This window comes from Streptomyces sp. NPDC003036 (genome assembly GCF_040611175.1).
GTDB lineage: Bacteria > Actinomycetota > Actinomycetes > Streptomycetales > Streptomycetaceae > Streptomyces.
Map to the genome: position 1 here is coordinate 80,797 of NZ_JBEXNO010000023.1, position 16,892 is coordinate 97,688.

Consider the following 16,892-nt stretch of genomic DNA (forward strand, 5'->3'; position numbering starts at 1 on the left):
CGCGTCCCCGTCAGCGTCCGTCTCCTCCCGTCGGCCCGGCTCTCAGGGGGCGCCGGCGGCGCGGGCTTCGGCGGGCCCGGCGTCGGTGGCGGTCCGCTCGACCAGGTCGGCGAGGCGGCCCAGCATGGCCCGGTGGCGCAGTTGCAGCAGGGCGTCGAGAACCGTGTTGTGCAGGAGGCCGCCGGGCCCGCGCAGCGGGTGCTCGTCGAGGACGACGAGCGTCTCGTCTCCCCAGGGACGCAGCTCGATGGCGATCCGGGCGGTGCCGAGGGCGCCGCTGCGGGCCTCCAGCTCCAGCGTCCGGGGCGGATCGCAGATGCGGACGACGGTGTCGCCCTCGGCCGTGTACGGGCCGAGGCGCACGGTGTACGCGATCTCGGAGCCGACCTTCGGCCAGTTGTCGTCCTTCTGGCGGGACGAGTCGGTGCCGACGACCCAGTCGGCGTACCGCGCCCCGTCCGCGAGGACGGCCCACACCGCTTCGGGGGCCCTTCTGATCAACCGGTGCCGCACAGCCATGGTGCCTCCAGGCGTCCTTCCTACGTCCGCTGACGAAGACGGGCGGCGGGTGCCCGCCGCCCCGGGCCCGCGCCCTCAGCGCGGGGCGAGCAGCAGGCGCGACTCCTTCTCGTGCTCTCCGGACACCGACTCGGAGGTGCGTACCTCGAAGAGGCGGCCGAGCGCCTTCTCCACCTCGGCCACCGCGTGGTGGTCGCCCGTCAGCAGGGCCTGCACGGGGTGTCCGAGGTGCGGCGGGCCGGGGAGCTGCTCGCTCGCGTGCGCCGAGCTGTCGAACGTCGCCACCCAGACGGTCGGCTCGTGGTCGTGGCGCTGCTCCGGTCCCGGCGCGGGCGCGTCGCAGGCCGAGAAGACGTGATCGAGCGTGTCGAAGACGATCCGCGCCTCCTCGCGATCGCAGTCGGTGAGCTGGACGGTGACATCACAGTCCGCAGGGTGGTTGTTCGTTGCCTTGTTCTCCACGTCGCTCCACTCCTTGGTCCGCGGGGCTACCCGTTCAGCGTCGTACAGTCCCGCATACCTCGCCTCCGGAGCTCCAATCGGGATCGGGGGCGCGCGTTTGCGGAGGTGGGTGCCTGGTACGAGGGTGAGGACAGGCAAGGGGGGCCGTGAGGAGGAGCGATGCCCGCAGGATCCAGCCCCAAGCGGGAGCGGCAGTACGAGCACATCAAGGAGAGCTCGAAGGAGCGCGGCGCGCGCGAGGAGCGGTCGGAGGAGATCGCGGCCCGGACGGTGAACAAGCAGCGGGCCCAGACCGGTGAGGCCAAGTCCTCGAGCAAGTCGAGCTCCAGCAAGTCGAGCGGGTCGAGTGGGCCGAGCAAGTCGAGCGGGTCGTCGAAGCAGGGAACGTCGTCCTCCCAGCAGGGCGGCCGGCGGTCGGGCGGTGGCGGGTCCAAGGAGGCCACGTACGACCAGCTGTACGAGGAGGCCAAGCGCAAGGGCGTCCAGGGCCGCTCGTCCATGAACAAGGCGGAGCTCCAGCGCGAGCTCGGCAAGTGACGGATGCGCGCCGGGAGGCGGCGGGCGGCGGCCGGATCAGGGGGTGGGGCGGCCGAGCGGACCGTCGTCCAGGTGCGCGAGCAGGTCGGCGGGGTCGTCGTGGATCACGGCGGCCCCCGCCTCCGTCAGGTCGGCGCGCGGGATGCCGCCGCACAGCAGTCCCACGCAGGTGACGCCGGCGCCGGTGCCCGCCCGCATGTCCCACACCGTGTCGCCCACGAAGACCGAGCCGTGGGCGGGTGCCCCGGCCAGTTCCAGAGCGTGCCGCACCGGCTCCGGTGCGGGTTTGCCCTCTTCCACGTCGTCGGCGCCGGCGGTCGCCGTGATGGCGTCGTCGGCGTCGATCGCGCGGCGCAGGGCGGACAGCTCCGCTCCCCCGGCGGAGGTGGCGAGGACGACCGTCCAGCCGTTCGCCGCCAGCGTCCGCAGGAGCCGGCCCGCGTCCCGGAAAGCGGGCAGCCGGTCGAAGTAGGTGCCGTAGAGGGTCTTGTGGGCGGCGCTGAGCGCGTCGTCCTGTTCGCGGTCGCGGTCCTCGCCGAGGAGGCGGGCGATCAGGTCATGGGAGCCCAGGCCGACGGAGCGGTGGACGGCGTGCATGGGTACGTCGTGCCCGGCCTGCCGGAACGCCTCCCACCAGGTGATGACGTGCAGGTGATTGGTGTCGGCGAGGGTGCCGTCCACGTCGAAGACCGCCGCGCGGGTCGTCATATCGTCTCTTCCCCTTCCCGTTTCCGTACGAGCATGGACGTGTGGGAGCCGCCGATCGATCCCGGGCGGCGCGACACCCGCGGAGTTCCGTCGGCTGCCGTACCGCCGCGGTTGAGCGGGCTCCGGCGGGTTACAAGGGTGCGTGGGAGGTAGGCAGGCATGGCGGACCAGGATGAGAGAGGCGCCTCCGGACGTGTCGCCGGACGTGTCTCCAAAGGAACCTCGGGGTTGGCGCGGGGGCGGAACGAGACGGAGGAGGAGCGTGCGGACAGGCGCTGGGGCGAGCTGATCCAGGAGATCCGGGTTGCCCAGACGGGTGTGCAGATCCTCTTCGGTTTCCTGCTCACGGTGGTGTTCACGCCGCGGTACCAGGAGCTGACGTCCACCGACAAGGGCATCTACATCGCGACGGTCGCGCTCGGCGCCTCCGCGACCGGGGCGCTGATCGGCCCGGTGTCGTTCCACCGGCTCGTGGCCGGGCGTCGGATCAAGCCGCAGACCGTGCAGTGGGCGTCCCGGCTGACCTTCATCGGGCTCCTGCTGCTGCTGGCGACGCTGGTGTCGGCGCTGTTCCTGGTGTTGCGGGTCGCCACCAGCGACCACTTCGTGCCGTGGCTGGTCGCGGGCGTGGTGGGCTGGTACCTGGTGTGCTGGTACGTCCTTCCGTTGTGGGTCAGGCACCGCTACACGATGCGGGACGCCCCCTGAGGGCCGCTCGCGAGCACCTGGTCGACGGTGTCGGCCTCCTCGGCCCGCTTGTCGGGGCGGTGGCGTACGACGCGGGCGAAGCGCAGCGTGATCCCGGCGGGGTAGCGGGGCGAGCGCTGGAGGCCGTCGTAGGCGATCTCGACGACGAGCTCCGGGCGGACGCGGACGGTGAAACCGTCGTCCTCGACGGCCAGTTCACGCAGCCGTTCCGTCTGCCAGCGGAGCATGGCGTCGGTCAGGCCCTTGAACGTCTTGCCCAGCATGACGAAGGAGCCGTCGGCACCGCGCGCACCCAGGTGCAGGTTGGACAGCAGCCCGGTGCGGCGGCCGTGGCCCCACTCGGCGGCGAGGACGACCAGGTCAAGCGTGTGGACCGGTTTCACCTTGAGCCAGGAGCGGCCCCGCCGGCCCGCGCTGTACGGCGCGTCGAGCGCCTTGACCAGCACGCCTTCGTGGCCGCGGCGCAGGGTGTCGGCGAAGAAAGCCTCCGCCGCCTCCACCCGGGCCGGGTCGGACGGGTCCTCGACGACCGTACGGCGGACCCGCATCGGTTCGGGAACCAGGCGGGCGAGCACCGCGTGCCGCTCACGGCCGGGCAGGTCCAGCAGGACATCGCCGTCCGCCGCGAGGACGTCGAAGAAGACCGGTGACACGGGCAGCGCGGCCGCCGCGGTCGTCACGTCGAGACGCGAGCCGACGCGGGAGGCGATGTCCTGAAAGGGGACCGGGCGGCCGACTGTGTCGAGGGCGATCACCTCGCCGTCCAGGACGAACTCGTCGCCGGGCAGGCCGAGGGCGGTCGCGGTGATCTCGGGAAGGCGGTCGGTGATGTCGTCGAGCGAGCGGGTGTAGACACGGACGTCGTCGCCGGAGCGGTGCACCTGGACGCGGATGCCGTCGAGCTTCTCCTCCACGACGCACGGGCCGAGCGTGGCGATCGCCTCGGTGACGCTCTTGGCCGTGTGCGCCAGCATGGGCTGCACCGGGCTGCCGACCCGCAGCCGGAACCGCTCCAGGGCCGCCGGGCCCTCGGCGAGCAGCGCCTGGGCGACGCGGGGCAGCGACCCGTCGAGCATCACGGCGCGCCGTACGTCCGCGGCCGGTGCCGCGGCCGCCAGGGCGACCCCCTCCAGAGCCACGGCGTCCAGCGCGCCCTGGCGGACCTCGCCCGTGAGCAGCCGCAGCAGAAACTCCTGCTCGGGCGGCGTGGCGGCGCCCATCAGCTCCCGCACGAGGCGCTGCCGCTCGGCCTGCGCGCCGGGGCCGGCGACCTCCGCGAGGGCGGTGAACGCGGCATCGGTGTCGGCGACGGTCAGCGTGGCCTCGGCGGCGGGCGGGACGGGGTCCTTGAGCGTGCTCCAGCCGACGCCGATCCGCCCCTGGGGGAGGCGACCCGCGAGGTAGGCGATGACCAGCGGCGCCTCCTCGGGCGGGGTCGCCGCGAAGAGGTCGGCGAGGGCGGCGGTCTTGCGCGAGCGCGCGGAGGTGGCGGCGACCTGGCGGGAGACCTCCGCGAGACGGGCCAGCAGCATGCGGCCATGGTGCACGCCCGGCGCGCCGCACGCACGCGGACCGCCACATCGCGCACGCGCCCGCCCGGGCACGCCAGGCGCTCACCCCCGCCGGCCCGGGCCGGTCGGCACCCCGAGCCCCGTCTTGCGGCGGCGCAGCCGGAGCCGGGCGAGCAGGCCGCTGCGCCCCGGTGCGGGCCGCGCGGCCGGCAGCGCGGAGGCCGGTGCGAAGGCCGGTGCCGGGACTGGTGGCCGTGTGAAGGCTGGTGCGGAGGCCGGTGGCCGGGTGGGGGCCCGTGCAGGGTCCGGCGCGGTGGTGACGCCGCCGTCCGGGCGTGGAGCCCGCCGTACCGCGCGGGCCTCGTCGAGGGCGAGCGCCAGGTTGATGCGGTGCCACAGGATCTCGTCGGGCTCGTCCGCCAGCAGCAGCCGGTCGCTGATCTCGCGGGCGGAGAGGGACTCCGGGCGGCCGTAGGGCGGCTCCGGCCGCAGACGGTCGAGGTAGGCGCGCTCGTACGGATCGTCGACCACCTCGGCCAGCTGGACCGGGTCGAGCAGCGTGGCGATGGCCGCCGCGGCCGCCCACGGATCCTCCGCCCCGCGCAGCAGCAGGCCGAGGCGGCGGGTACGCCAGTTGCGCGGGCGGGCGTCGTCCCCCGCGTCGAGCCTGGCGCGCAGGGCGTGGGGCAGTCTGCCGGTGAGGAGCTCCGGGTGGTGCGCGGCGAACTCCCGTACCTCACCGGCGAGGTAGAGCCAGACGACGGCGCGGTAGCGGTTGAGGTAGAACCTGACCGGTGTCAGGTGCCCGGTCCTGGCCAGCTTGGTGAAGCGGTCGGCGGTGATCGAGGCGAGCTCGGCCGCCTCGGCCGTGCCCACGGTGCGGACCCGCTCGCGCAGGCCGTCCGGGAAGTCGGGCGCGCCGCGCAGCCGGTCGATCTCGGTCTGGGCGACGCGCCGCCGCCCACCACCGGTCCCGGGCACGGTGCGCACGTGCCCGAGCTGGACGGCGAGGTCGAACTCGCTGGGTTTCAGGGCGAGTTTCTGTGCCGCGCGCCCGAGGGTGAGGCTGCGTGCGGTGGTCTCGGTGGCCGTCATGACGGTCCTCCCCCGTGAAAGGTGACGCACCGTGCGTCGTCACTCTGTGTCACGAAGGTAGCGCGGCGGAGCCCGGTCGCGTCAGGCCTGTGGACAACTCAGGCGCCGGGCCGCCGCGCGGCCACCGCGAGGTGCTCGCCGACCCGGTTGACCAGCAGCGTCATCTCGTAGGCGACCTGGCCGACGTCGGCCTCGGCGGCGCTCAGCACGCACAGGCAGCTGCCTTCGCCGGCGGCGGTGACGAACAGCATCGCCTCGTCGAACTCGACCATCGTCTGCCGTGCGTTGCCGGCCCCGAAGTGGCGCCCGGACCCGCGGGCCAGGCTGTGCAGCCCCGAGGAGACCGCGGCGAGGTGCTCCGCGTCCTCGCGGGCGAGACCGCTGCTCGCCCCCGTCACCAGGCCGTCGTTGGACAGCACCAGGGCGTGCCGTATGTACGCGACCCGCTGCGTCAGGTCGTCCAGCAGCCAGTCGAGTCCCTTGTCCAGAGCCATGTCCGGTCTCCCCCTCGTCCGCGTCGTGGTCCCGCGTTCCCCGTCGGCCCGCAGGCCCGTGCCCTGTGGTCGTCGGGCTTCCGTAAGCCTTCCGTACTGTCGTGAACAGGGCAAGAGCGCTCCGTCGCCGCGGTGGACGGACAGGCCGCTCACCCTTCCGCCCGCGGCGGGTGGCCGGGCGGTGGGGGCGCGGTGAAGCTGGGCATGGCCGCCACACCGGACCGGACCAGCGTCAGGAGCCTCCTATGCGTGTCGCCGTCGTCGGGCAGGGCTACGTGGGAGTGGCCGGAGCGGTCGCCCTCGCACGGCAGGGCCACCACGTGACCGGCATCGAACGGGACGCGACGCGCCTGGAGTCGTTGACGGCCGGCCGTGCGCCCGTGTCGGAGCCGGGTCTCCAGGAGGAGCTGTCCCTCGCCCTGGGGACCGGGCGGCTGCGGTTCGCCCCCGACCTCGCGCACACGCACCTGCGGGAACCCTTCGACCTCGTGCTGATCACCGTGGGCTCCCCGCCCACCGAGGACGGCTCGGCGGACCTGTCCCAGGTCGGGGTCGCGCTCGGCGAGGCGGCCGCCCTGCTGCCGGCGCCGTACGTGGTGCTGAAGTCCACGGTTCCGCCGGGCACGAGCGACGGCTTCCTCGTGGCGTACCCCCAGTTGCGGGACCGGTACGCCTACACCCCCGAGTTCCTCAACCAGGGCAGCGCCCTGGACGACTGGTCGGCGCCGTCGCGGGTGGTGGTCGGCCTGTGGTCGCAGGCCGTCGTCCTGCCGGTGCTCCAGGAGTTGTACGGGCCGCTGGCCTGCCCCTGGGTGGTGACGACTCCGGCGTCGGCGGAGATGGTCAAGTACGCCAGCAACACCTTCCTCGCCATGAAGATCAGCTTCGCGAACGAGTTCGCACGGCTGTGCACGGCTCCGGAGCTGAACATCGACCACGTGATGCAGGGGGTGGGCCTCGACCCGCGCATCGGACACGCCTTCCTCCAGCCCGGGCTGGGCTTCGGTGACTCGTGCCTGCCCAAGGACACCGCCGCGCTGACGCACTGGGCGGTGGCCCGCGGCCTGCCCACTCCGCTGCTGGACGCGGCGGTCGCGGTCAACCGCGCGCAGCCGGGGCTGGTCCGCGAAACGCTCCGCGCCGAGCTCGGTGACGACCTGGCCCGCTGCGAGGTCGCCGTCCTGGGGGCGCGCTACGAGCCGTGGAGCGACGACATGCGGGCGGCCCCGAGCCGCGTCGTCGTGCCGCACCTGCTCGAGGACACGGCCGGCGTACGCGTCTGGGACCCCGCCATGGACGCCGAGCACCTGGGCCGCCTCTTCCCCGGTGCCCGGCCGTGCCCGGACCTCCGGACGGCCGTCGAAGGCGCCCGCGCGGCGGTCGTCCTCACCGAGTGGCCCGAGACGATCGAGGCCGACTGGTCGGAGCTGGGCGCCCGGATGGCCCCGCCCGCCGTGGTGGTGGACGGCAAGAACTGCCTGCTTCCCGAGCGGCTGTCCGGCCTGCCGTTCACGTACCGGAGCGTCGGCAACCGGATCCACCCGCGCGCCGGGGCTCCCGGGGAGGTCCCCACGGGCGCGGGCGGCGGTGACGTGCTGCTCGGCGAGCCGAACGACCCGACCCGGGACGACCGCGCCCGGCCGGCCGGCGACCCGACCGGATGAGGCGGGCGACCGTTCCGGCGCCGGGTCATGGTTACCCGGCCGCGGGCGGCAGCGGCCGCCCGGACTTCCGATGACACAGAAGGGCTCAGCGATGACCGTTCCCGAGGAGAACCGCCCCAAGACGAGGACGACCGACGACACCTCGGCCGCCCGCCCGGACAAGGAGGCCCGGGAGCGCGACAGGGAGCGGCAGGAGGGCGGCCGCACCATGCGCGAGGCACTGGAGGAGGCGGGGGTCGACCGGGACGACTACGAGGAGAAGTAGCCCGTAGCCGGAGCCCGGGTTGGCGCGTGAGGGATCATGTCCGTATGGCCGATGACCACACGGATGTGCAGGAGTTCTTCACCGCCCGGGCGGCGGACTGGGACACGCGGTTCCCCGACGACGGCCCCGCTTACGCGGCGGCCGTCCACGAGCTGGGGCTGCGCCCCGGCGACGCGGTCCTCGACGCGGGCTGCGGCACCGGACGCGCTCTCCCGCCCCTGCGGGACGCCGTGGGGCCGGCGGGCACCGTCATCGGGGTGGACGTCACCGCCGCGATGCTGGCGGCGGCGGTACGGGCCGGGCGCGGCGGCAGCGGAGCGCTGCTGCTCGCCGACGTGGCCCGGCTGCCGCTGCGCGACGGCGTCCTGGACGCCGTCTTCGGCACCGGCCTCATCTCGCACCTGCCGCGGCCGGCCGACGGTCTGCGGGAGCTGGCCCGCGTCGTACGGCCGGGCGGACGGCTGGCGCTGTTCCATCCGATCGGCCGCGCCGCCCTGGCCGCGCGCCATGGACGGCAGGTCACCGCCGACGACCTGCGCGCCGAGCCGAACCTGCGCCCCCTGCTGGGGAGGTCGGGATGGCGGATGGTGTCGTACGCGGACGAGGACCACCGGTTCCTGGCTCTCGCCGTACGGGACGAACGTCAGTACTGACGGCCTCTTCTGCAGCCGGGGGGCGGGCCCTACGTTGGAGGGGCAGTCGGCGTCGAGGGGAAGGTGGGCCCGGTGTTCAGCAGACTCCGCACATTCTTCAAGTACCCCAGGTTCCCCAAGTCCCCGGGGCCGGGGCGCGAGAACGGCTCTACCCGCGTCCGGCAGCACAACCTCTTCGAGGCGGCGGCGGTGTACGTGTCCGCGTCGGCGGAGGACGACCAGGACCGGATGGAGGAGGCGGCGGGGTGGGTGTCGCCCGAGGCGCTGTCGTTCGGGGTCGGCGAGCTGGCCTGCCGGGCGGTCATCGCGCTCGCGCGGGAGCGGGACGAGTCCCCCCAGAGTGTGGCGCGTAGCCTCCTCGGCCTGCCCGCCGCCTGAGGTGATCGGGCAGCAGGCCCCTCGACGCGGGGGTTACTCGCTGGTTAAGGTGCGCCCGCAAGCGACCGGAACGACGGTCGGGCGACCGGAGGGACCGGAGGGAGGCTGCCATGGCCGGGACGCGGGAGGCCGGGGAGGCCGAGGGCGGGGCGGTCGGCGGGGCGGCGGAGGACGACGCGCTGTACGTGCTGACGGCCGCGCTGCTGACGCCCGCGCAGTTCCCGAGCGTGCTGGGGGACGACTATCCCGAGGCGTGCGCGGCGCTGGGCCTGGAGCCGTACGCCGACGGGTACGGGCTGGTGCTCGGGCAGGACGGCGACGGCGCGCGGTGGACGGTGGCCGTCGACGACGTGTCGCTGGTCGCCGTCGCCATCGCGTCGTGGGACTGCGGGATGGAGTACGACCTCTCCCCCGACGAGCGCAGCGTGGTCATGGCGCTGCCGGGCTGGCCGCTGGAGCTCGCGGTCGCCGCGCCGGGGCTGCCTGCGCCGCACGACCCGGTGCCGGGCCCCGGCGAGCCGGGCCCGCTGCGGCCTCCGGACGCCGGTGCCTGGGGCCCGGCGCTGCGGCGGTTGGGGGCGGACGAGGTCGCGCTGCACTGGGCGTCGTGGCGGAGCCGGCTCGGCGACGGTGACTCCGCGCCTCCGGAGGCCGCGGCGAACGCGCCGGGCACGTCGGGCGCGTCGGACGTCGCAGGCCGCGAGGCTCCTCCCGGCGCGTCCGACGGTGGTGAGGAAGCGTCGGGGCGGGGCCGGGCGGAGTTGCGGCGCGTGCTGGACGAGCTGGGCGGCTATCTGGAGGACCCGCCGCCGCTGGGGCGGGTGCGCTCCGGTTTCGCGCCCGACGGCGCGCGGCTGCTGCGGGCGGACGGGCCCGGCTGGTCGCTGGTGGCGCGGACGGACGACATCGCCTTCGTCCTGCTCGACGCCCTGCCGCGCGAGGTGCTGCCCGTGGGGCGTGGGCCGCGGTTGCCCGGCCTCCTGGCAGCCCTCGACGCGATGGCGGTGCGTCCGGCCTGAGTGCTCAGCCGGTGGGTTCGTCGGGGGCGGGCTCCTCGGCGGGCTGACCGCCCTCGGGGTCGTCGACGGGGGCGGGCTCTCCGGCGGGGGTGCCGCCGCGGGTGTCGTCCGCCGCCCGCGAGAGGTCGGCGTCCCAGTGGTCGGAGCCGTTCCCCGCCTGTTCGTCCGGCAGGTCCCTCGGGATGCCCCGCTCGTTCCCCACGGGCACGTCCTCGCCGGGACCCTTGCGCCGCTCGTCGTCCTCGTCCATGGTCTCTCCCTCCGGCCGTGTGGCACGGCCCGGCCGTGTGGCACGGTCGGGTACCCGGTACCCAGGTGGGCCCGGCTCAGACCCGTTCCAGCGGGTGGTGCGGCCCGTCCGGGAGCTCGGCCTCGATCGGGTCGCCGGGGCGGACCACGCCGCCGGTCCTCACGATGCCCATGCTCCCGGCCTTGCGGACGATCTGCCCCGTCTCCTCGTCGCGGCCGACGACCTGCTTCAGCAGTCCGGCCTGGAAGCCGTCGATCTGCCCGCAGGGGTTGCGCAGGCCGGTGACCTCGACGACGGCCTCCCTGCCTATGCGCAGCAGGGTGCCGGTCGGCAGGCCGAGCAGATCGATACCGCGGGTGGTGATGTTCTCCCCGAGCTCGCCGGGGGCGACGGTGAAGCCCGCGGCGGCGACCTCGTCGAAGAGCTCCTCGTGGATCAGGTGCACCTGGCGGAGGTTGGGCTGGGTGGGGTCCTGAGCGACGCGGGAGCGGTGCTGGACCGTGACGCCCGCGTGGGCGTCCCCCTCCACTCCGAGCCCGGCCAGCAGCGTGATCGCCGGCCGGTTCACCTTGCTGAACGCGTGCTCCCCGTGGCTGCTGACCGTCGTGACCGTCCCGCCCATCGCGTGGAGCTCCCCTCTCCCGTACGGATGACCACCGCATGATCACCGGATGGCCACGGGCATGGTAGCCACCGGCTCACGGTGACCTAGCGGCCCAGCTCCTTGCGTCCGACGCGGCGCAGCCTGCGCCGCTGGCCGGGGTCCAGGGCCAGGTAGGCCACGGCGGGCACGCCGAGGAGCACCAGCAGGGACAGCCAGAATCCGATCAGTGGCATCAGGAGGAGGCCGACGGCCACTCCCCCGATGACGATTTTGGTCCTTGTCGACATCTTCGACGCCTCCTTGACGGCCGCGGGGCCGCTCTCTCCTTGAGAACGCCGCATCGGGCGTCCAGGTTCCCCGCCCGGGGTCTACGCGGCGCGCAGCGGCTCGCCGACCTGGTGCAGATGGCCCAGGGCCTGGCGGTACGAGTCGACGAAGCCGGTCTCGGTGTACCGGATGCCGAGCGCGCGGCAGTGGGCGCGGACCAGGGGCTGGGCCAGCCGCAGGTGGGGGCGGGGCATGTTCGGGAAGAGGTGGTGCTCGACCTGGTAGTTCAGACCGCCGAGGAACCAGTCGGTGAGGGCGCCGCCGCGGATGTTGCGGGAGGTGAGCACCTGGCGGCGCAGATGGCCCCACGGCTCGCCGTCCGGGTCGGGGACTTCCATGCCCTTGTGGTTGGGCGCGAAGGCCATGCCCAGGTGGACGCCGAGCAGCATCTGGTGGATCAGCGCGAAGACCACGGCCTGTCCGACGGACATGGTGGTCAGCAGCAGGGTGGCGTAACCGGCGACATGGGCGAACAGCAGGCCGCCCTCGACGAGGCGCTCGCGCCGGGTCTGGCGCGGTCCGTCCTTGGAGAACAGGGCCTGGAAGCCGTACACCTTCAGGGCGAGCCCTTCGAGGGTGGTCAGCGGGAAGAAGAGCCACGCCTGGTGGCGGGCGAGCCAGCCGCGGAAGCCGGTGCGGCCCTCGGCCTGGTGCTGGGAGAAGACCAGGACGTCCGGGGCCACATCCGGGTCCTTCTCCTCGTGGTTGGGGTTGGCGTGGTGGCGGTTGTGCTTGTCGTTCCACCACTCCTGGCTCATGCCGAGCAGCAGATTGGCGTGGAGCAGCTGGATCAGGCGGTCCTTGCGCTTGTCGGCGCCGATCTGGGCGTGGCCCGCGTCATGGGCGAAGAAGCCGGCCCGCGCGGACAGGACGGCCAGGGGGACCGCGAGCAGCAGGGACCACCAGGAGTGCCCGAAGACCACCAGCCCGACGGCGACGGCCGCCAGCGCGAGCAGGTTGGCGGTGATGCCGAGCACGTACCAGCCCGTGCGGCGCTCCAGCAGTCCTTGTTCCTTGACCGTGCGCAGCAGGGGCGTGAACTCGCTGCCGGTGCGCTGGGTGCCCCGGGCGGCGGCGGGGGGCGGTGCGGGTAGGGGGGCGGCGAGGACGGCAAAAGCCTGGGGCATGGAATCTCCGGGGTGTAGGTCCGTTGCGCGGAAATGCGCCGACCTGATGAACGTACGGATGAGCGAGCGCCCAGGGCCATGGCACCACCACCCGGAAGCGGGCGGGGGCTTTCCAGGGTACCGGGGTGGTGCTGGCTGCACCCTGGGGGCGAAGTGGGCTATGTCACCACGATCTTGGGCGCGTTGCGGGATGCGTTCGGGTACTCTCGGCCGCTCCGACTGGCACTAGTCAAATTTGAGGAATGCGTCAGCGCTGTGCAGAGACTCACCGAAGCAACGCCCTCCCCTGAGCCCGACGTCGCCCCGCTCCCTCAACTCCCCCTCCTCACCCGCTGTTCCGCGCTCTTCCTGGCCGCCGACCCCGCCCGTACGGGACGCTTCGGGTTCCTGCTCCCCGACGGCGCCGAGCCCGCGGCGACGCACGCTGCAACCGTCGAGGACCTCACCGCCGTCGTGGACGGCGCGCACGACGGCCCGGCCGCCCGGACCGTACGGGCGCTGATGGTCCCCGTGTCCGACGCTCTGCCCCTGCTCACCCGGGCGCGCCTGTCCCCGAACGCCTCCCCTTCCGTGGCGTTCTGGGGCGCGGCCGCCCTGCTTGCCCTCCAACTGGTGGCGCGCGGACGCCTGTTGCCCGGCCTCACGGCGGCGGACCACGACGCGTGGCGGGTGGGACCGCTCTCCGCCGAGGACCTGGAGCGGCTGCGTACGCTGGCCGCTTCGATGCCCCCGGACGCCCACGCGGTGCCCGTCGGCACGGCGGACGACGGCATGGTCCTGCTGCCCGAACCCGAGCGGCTGCTGCGGGCGTTCCTGGACGCGGTCGCCGACACCCTGCCGCGTACACCCGCCGCGCCGCTCCTCGCGGGCGGCGGCGCCTACGCGGAGCGGGCCCCGCAGCACGTGCCGGAGCAGCGCGCATGGGCGGCGGACGTGGCGGCCGGCCACGACGCGGGCGTACGGCTGTCGCTGCGCGTCGAGGCCACGGGACTGAACGGGGCCGAAGGACTGAACGGGGCCGAAGGGCTGGACACGGCGGAGGGCCCCGCCTTCCGTGCCGTGGTGCAGATGCACAGCGTCAGCGATCCGGCCCTGGTCGCCGACGCCGCCGACGTGTGGGCGGGCGCGGCCCCCGAACTCGGCGACGCGGGCGCCCGGATGGACGCGCTGGTCGCGCTGCGCCGCGCCGCGCGCGCCTGGCCGCCGCTGGCCCCGCTGCTGTCGGCCGCCGTCCCGGACGCGGTCGACCTCGCCGACGAGGAGGTCGTCGAGCTGCTGGGCGAGGCGGCGCGGGCGTTGGCGGCGACCGGCGTACAGGTGCACTGGCCGAAGCAGCCGGCGCGTTCGCTGACCGCGCGTGCGGTGATCGGCCCGCCGGAGGACGAAGCGGACGACGGCGCTGAGGGCGGGGCGAAGGCCAACGGAGAGGCCTCGGCGCTGCCTTCGTTCCTCTCCGCCGACGCGCTGCTCACCTTCGACTGGCGCTTCGCGCTGGGCGATCAGCCCCTTACGCGGGCCGAGCTCGACCGGCTGGCCGAGGCCGCCCGTCCCGTCGTGCGGCTGCGCGACCAGTGGGTCCTGATCGACCCGGAGGAGGTACGGCGGGCCCGTGACACGCGGAACCGCGCCCTCACCCCGGTCGACGCGCTCGGCGCCGTCCTGACCGGCAGCACCGACGTGGACGGCCGCCGGGTCGACGTCCAGGCGACGGGGTGGCTCCGGGCGCTGCGGGACCGGCTCGCGGACCCGGAGGGCGGAACGCAGGAGGTCGCACAGCCGGCGGCCCTCGCCGCGACCCTGCGCGACTACCAGCTGCGCGGCCTGAACTGGCTGCACCGCATGACCTCCCTCGGCCTCGGTGCCTGTCTCGCCGACGACATGGGCCTGGGCAAGACGATCACCCTGATCGCGCTCCATCTGCACCGGCAGACCGATCCGACCGCCGCGGGCCCCACGCTCGTCGTCTGCCCCACCTCCCTCATGGGCAACTGGCAGCGGGAGGTGGAGAAGTTCGCGCCGGGCACCCCGGTGCGCCGCTTCCACGGCCCCGCGCGCGACCTGGACGGCCTGGCCGACGGCGGGTTCGTGCTGACCACGTACGGCACCATGCGGCTCGACGCGGAGCGGCTCGCGGGCGTGAGCTGGGGCATGGTCGTGATCGACGAGGCGCAGCACGTCAAGAACCCCTACTCGGCGACCGCCCGGCAGCTGCGCACCATCGGCGCACGCGCACGCGTGGCGCTGACCGGCACACCCGTGGAGAACAACCTCTCCGAGCTGTGGGCGATCCTCGACTGGACCACACCTGGACTGCTGGGCCGGCTGGGTACGTTCCGCAGCCGCTACGCCCAGGCCGTGGAGGGCGGCGCCGACCCGGCCGCCGCCGAGCGGCTGGCGGCGCTGGTCCGGCCGTTCCTGCTGCGCCGCCGCAAGTCCGACCCCGGGATCGCGCCGGAGCTGCCGCCGAAGACGGAGACCGACCACGCCGTGTCGCTGACCGCCGAACAGGCCGGGCTGTACGAGGCGGTGGTGCGCGAGACGCTGGCGGCCGTCGCCGAGGCGGACGGCATGGAGCGGCGCGGACTGGTGGTCAAGCTGCTCACCGCGCTCAAGCAGATCTGCAACCATCCCGCCCAGTACCTGAAGGAGGACGATCCCCGGATCGCCGGCCGGTCGGGGAAGCTGGAGCTGCTGGACGAGCTGCTCGACACCCTCCTCGCCGAGGGGGCGAGCGTGCTCGTGTTCACCCAGTACGTGCGGATGGCGCGGCTGTTGGAGCGGCATCTCGCGGCGCGCGGCGTACGGACGCAGTTCCTGCACGGCGGTACCCCGGTGGCCGAGCGGGAGGCGATGGTGGCCCGCTTCCAGGACGGTGAGGTGCCGGTCTTCCTGCTGTCTCTGAAGGCCGCCGGCACCGGGCTCAACCTCACGCGCGCCGGGCATGTCGTGCACTACGACCGCTGGTGGAACCCCGCCGTCGAGGCGCAGGCGACGGACCGGGCGTACCGGATCGGCCAGACCCAGGCCGTGCAGGTGCACCGGCTCATCGCCGAGGGCACCGTCGAGGACCGGATCGCCGCCATGCTGGCGCGCAAGAAGGAGCTGGCCGACGCCGTCCTCGGCGCGGGCGAGGCCGCGCTGACCGAACTGACCGACGCCGAACTGGCGGAGATGGTGGAGCTGCGAGGGAGCGGCCGATGAATCGTCAAGACGACATGGAGCGTACGTTCGCGGCGCTGCCGCCCGTGGGGGGCGGGGGGTTCGCCCGTACCTGGTGGGGCCGGGCGTGGCTGAAGGCCCTGGAGGACACGGCGCTCGACGGGCAGCAGCTGAAGAAGGGCCGCAAGCACGCGCGTGACGGCGCCGTGGGGGCGGTGTCGGTACGGCCGGGGCGGATCACCGCGGTCGTGACGGACCGGGACGGCACGGCGCTGCGCAGCGACGTCCTGCTCCAGGAGCTGACGGACGAGGAGTGGGACCGGTTCCTCGACATGGCGGTGGCCCGGGCGGGGCACATCGCGGCGCTGCTGGACCGCGACATGCCCCCGCACCTCGTGGAGGACGCGGCGGCGGCCGGCATCGAGCTGCTGCCGGGCATCGGCGACCTGGACCCGGAGTGCGCGTGCGACGCCTGGGACCACTGTCCGCACACGGCGGCCCTCTGCTACCAGGTGGCGCGCCTGCTGGACCAGGACCCGTTCGTGCTGCTGCTCGTCCGGGGGCGCGGGGAGCGGCGGCTGCTGGACGAGTTGCAGATGCGGAGCGCGGCGCGCGCCGCGCGGGAGGAGCGGGCGGACGGCGAGGGCGACGGCGACCGCGAGGAGGCCGTCGTGTCCGCGGGCGTACGGGCCGACGAGGCCTTCGCCGCGCGGGACATCCTGCCTCCCCTGCCCGCCCCTCCCCCGCTGCCCGGCCGGCCGGGCGAGCCGCCCGCGCTGGACACGGAGGCGAAGCCCGCCCCGGGCGTCGACCCGGCCGCGCTGGAGCTCCTCGCGGCGGACGCGGCGGCGCGGGCGCACCGGATGCTGGCGGACGCGCTCGCACCCGGCCATGAGGACCAGCCCCTCGAGCCGGAGCTGACGCCTGATCAGGACGCCGTACGGCTGGCGGCGGCGCCGGCGCCGGACGGCGCGTCGTCCTGGGCCGCCGTACGGCTGGCCGTCGCGACCGGCCGGCGGCAGGCGGACCTGGACCTGGCCACGCGCGCGTGGCGCCTGGGCGGCACGGCGGCTCTCGCCGTACTGGAGGGAGACGCCGCGCCCGCCCCGGAGCTCCTCGCCCGGGCGGATGCACTGCTCGCGGAGGCGTGGGAGGACGGCGAGCGGCCCGCGCTGCGGGCGTCCGCCCCCGGCCGCTGGACGGTTCCGGGCGCGGACGTCCAGCTCCGTCTGGGCGGGGACGGCCGCTGGTGGCCGTACCGCAAGGAGGGCGCCCGCTGGGCGCCGGCGGGCCCGGCCGCACCGGACCCGGCGTCGGCGCTGGCGGAGGCGGCCGGGTAGGGCCATGCACCGCCCGCCGCCTGCACGAGGGGGCGGGCGGCGGGCGGTGCGTGCACCGGCCGTGACCCCCGG

Annotated in this window: 19 protein-coding genes; 9 read left to right on the forward strand and 10 right to left on the reverse strand. The window is 74.5% G+C overall.

Annotated elements, in window-relative coordinates:
* Window positions 1-42: 42 nt before the first annotated feature.
* Together ABZX67_RS18760 and ABZX67_RS18765 are read right to left on the reverse strand one after the other, a co-directional pair.
* On the reverse strand, window positions 43-519 hold the full coding sequence (locus ABZX67_RS18760) for an SRPBCC family protein (protein ID WP_355361431.1): 477 nt from the start codon (window positions 517-519) through the stop codon (window positions 43-45).
* A gap of 75 nt (window positions 520-594) precedes the next feature.
* Window positions 595-981, reverse strand: a complete 387-nt coding sequence (locus ABZX67_RS18765) for a hypothetical protein (RefSeq protein WP_355361433.1) — start codon at window positions 979-981, stop codon at window positions 595-597.
* 159 nt (window positions 982-1,140) lie between these two features.
* Here ABZX67_RS18765 and ABZX67_RS18770 point away from each other — a divergent pair, with 159 nt between their 5' ends.
* A complete protein-coding gene (locus tag ABZX67_RS18770) occupies window positions 1,141-1,518 on the forward strand; it encodes a plasmid stabilization protein (RefSeq protein WP_355361435.1) in 378 nt (125 codons plus the stop codon).
* Window positions 1,519-1,554: 36 nt separating this feature from the next.
* On the opposite strand, the gene ABZX67_RS18775 is transcribed toward ABZX67_RS18770, so the two are convergent.
* Window positions 1,555-2,226, reverse strand: coding sequence for an HAD family hydrolase (locus ABZX67_RS18775; protein ID WP_355361437.1), 672 nt, complete (start codon window positions 2,224-2,226; stop codon window positions 1,555-1,557).
* Between the two features lie 228 nt (window positions 2,227-2,454).
* Between ABZX67_RS18775 and ABZX67_RS18780 the strand changes: the two genes are divergently transcribed.
* A complete protein-coding gene (locus tag ABZX67_RS18780; RefSeq protein WP_355361439.1) occupies window positions 2,455-2,934 on the forward strand; it encodes a DUF6328 family protein in 480 nt (159 codons plus the stop codon).
* Here ABZX67_RS18780 and ABZX67_RS18785 read toward each other — a convergent pair.
* The 3 genes from ABZX67_RS18785 to ABZX67_RS18795 form a co-directional block, all read right to left on the reverse strand.
* A complete protein-coding gene (locus ABZX67_RS18785; protein WP_355361441.1) occupies window positions 2,910-4,466 on the reverse strand; it encodes an ATP-dependent DNA ligase in 1,557 nt (518 codons plus the stop codon). The genes ABZX67_RS18780 and ABZX67_RS18785 overlap by 25 nt on opposite strands.
* 81 nt (window positions 4,467-4,547) lie before the next feature.
* Window positions 4,548-5,540 carry a DUF6397 family protein gene (locus tag ABZX67_RS18790; protein WP_355361443.1) on the reverse strand — a complete coding sequence of 331 codons (993 nt, stop codon included), beginning with the start codon at window positions 5,538-5,540 and terminating at the stop codon, window positions 4,548-4,550.
* A 98-nt stretch (window positions 5,541-5,638) separates the two neighbouring features.
* Window positions 5,639-6,034, reverse strand: a complete 396-nt coding sequence (locus ABZX67_RS18795) for a roadblock/LC7 domain-containing protein (protein WP_355361445.1) — start codon at window positions 6,032-6,034, stop codon at window positions 5,639-5,641.
* 245 nt (window positions 6,035-6,279) lie between these two features.
* On the opposite strand from ABZX67_RS18795, the gene ABZX67_RS18800 reads away from it, so the two are divergent.
* The 5 genes from ABZX67_RS18800 (at window position 6,280) to ABZX67_RS18820 (ending at window position 10,013) form a co-directional block, all read left to right on the forward strand.
* Window positions 6,280-7,698, forward strand: a complete 1,419-nt coding sequence (locus ABZX67_RS18800; RefSeq protein WP_355361447.1) for a nucleotide sugar dehydrogenase — start codon at window positions 6,280-6,282, stop codon at window positions 7,696-7,698.
* A 91-nt stretch (window positions 7,699-7,789) separates the two neighbouring features.
* Window positions 7,790-7,963 carry a hypothetical protein gene (locus ABZX67_RS18805; RefSeq protein WP_355361449.1) on the forward strand — a complete coding sequence of 58 codons (174 nt, stop codon included), beginning with the start codon at window positions 7,790-7,792 and terminating at the stop codon, window positions 7,961-7,963.
* 44 nt (window positions 7,964-8,007) lie between these two features.
* The gene (locus ABZX67_RS18810; RefSeq protein ID WP_355361451.1) at window positions 8,008-8,616 is read left to right on the forward strand and encodes a methyltransferase domain-containing protein; all 609 of its coding nucleotides are present in this window, start codon (window positions 8,008-8,010) and stop codon (window positions 8,614-8,616) included.
* Between the two features lie 72 nt (window positions 8,617-8,688).
* Window positions 8,689-8,994 (forward strand): hypothetical protein, encoded by a 306-nt coding sequence (locus ABZX67_RS18815; RefSeq protein WP_355361453.1) that lies wholly within the window; start codon window positions 8,689-8,691, stop codon window positions 8,992-8,994.
* A gap of 110 nt (window positions 8,995-9,104) precedes the next feature.
* Window positions 9,105-10,013, forward strand: coding sequence for a hypothetical protein (locus ABZX67_RS18820; RefSeq protein ID WP_355361455.1), 909 nt, complete (start codon window positions 9,105-9,107; stop codon window positions 10,011-10,013).
* A 4-nt stretch (window positions 10,014-10,017) separates the two neighbouring features.
* Here ABZX67_RS18820 and ABZX67_RS18825 read toward each other — a convergent pair whose 3' ends face one another.
* The 4 genes from ABZX67_RS18825 to ABZX67_RS18840 form a co-directional block, all read right to left on the reverse strand.
* Window positions 10,018-10,263 (reverse strand): hypothetical protein, encoded by a 246-nt coding sequence (locus ABZX67_RS18825; protein WP_355361456.1) that lies wholly within the window; start codon window positions 10,261-10,263, stop codon window positions 10,018-10,020.
* Window positions 10,264-10,339: 76 nt separating this feature from the next.
* Entirely contained in the window at window positions 10,340-10,885 is a 546-nt protein-coding gene (locus ABZX67_RS18830) for an MOSC domain-containing protein (protein WP_355361458.1), read from the reverse strand.
* 86 nt (window positions 10,886-10,971) lie between these two features.
* The gene (locus ABZX67_RS18835; RefSeq protein ID WP_355361460.1) at window positions 10,972-11,154 is read right to left on the reverse strand and encodes a hypothetical protein; all 183 of its coding nucleotides are present in this window, start codon (window positions 11,152-11,154) and stop codon (window positions 10,972-10,974) included.
* 81 nt (window positions 11,155-11,235) lie between these two features.
* Window positions 11,236-12,321 carry an acyl-CoA desaturase gene (locus ABZX67_RS18840; protein ID WP_355361462.1) on the reverse strand — a complete coding sequence of 362 codons (1,086 nt, stop codon included), beginning with the start codon at window positions 12,319-12,321 and terminating at the stop codon, window positions 11,236-11,238.
* Between the two features lie 255 nt (window positions 12,322-12,576).
* On the opposite strand from ABZX67_RS18840, the gene ABZX67_RS18845 reads away from it, so the two are divergent.
* Window positions 12,577-15,522, forward strand: coding sequence for a DEAD/DEAH box helicase (locus tag ABZX67_RS18845; protein WP_355361464.1), 2,946 nt, complete (start codon window positions 12,577-12,579; stop codon window positions 15,520-15,522).
* Window positions 15,519-16,820, forward strand: a complete 1,302-nt coding sequence (locus ABZX67_RS18850; protein ID WP_355361466.1) for an SWF or SNF family helicase — start codon at window positions 15,519-15,521, stop codon at window positions 16,818-16,820. The genes ABZX67_RS18845 and ABZX67_RS18850 overlap by 4 nt, the downstream gene beginning before the upstream one ends.
* Window positions 16,821-16,892: the final 72 nt, after the last annotated feature.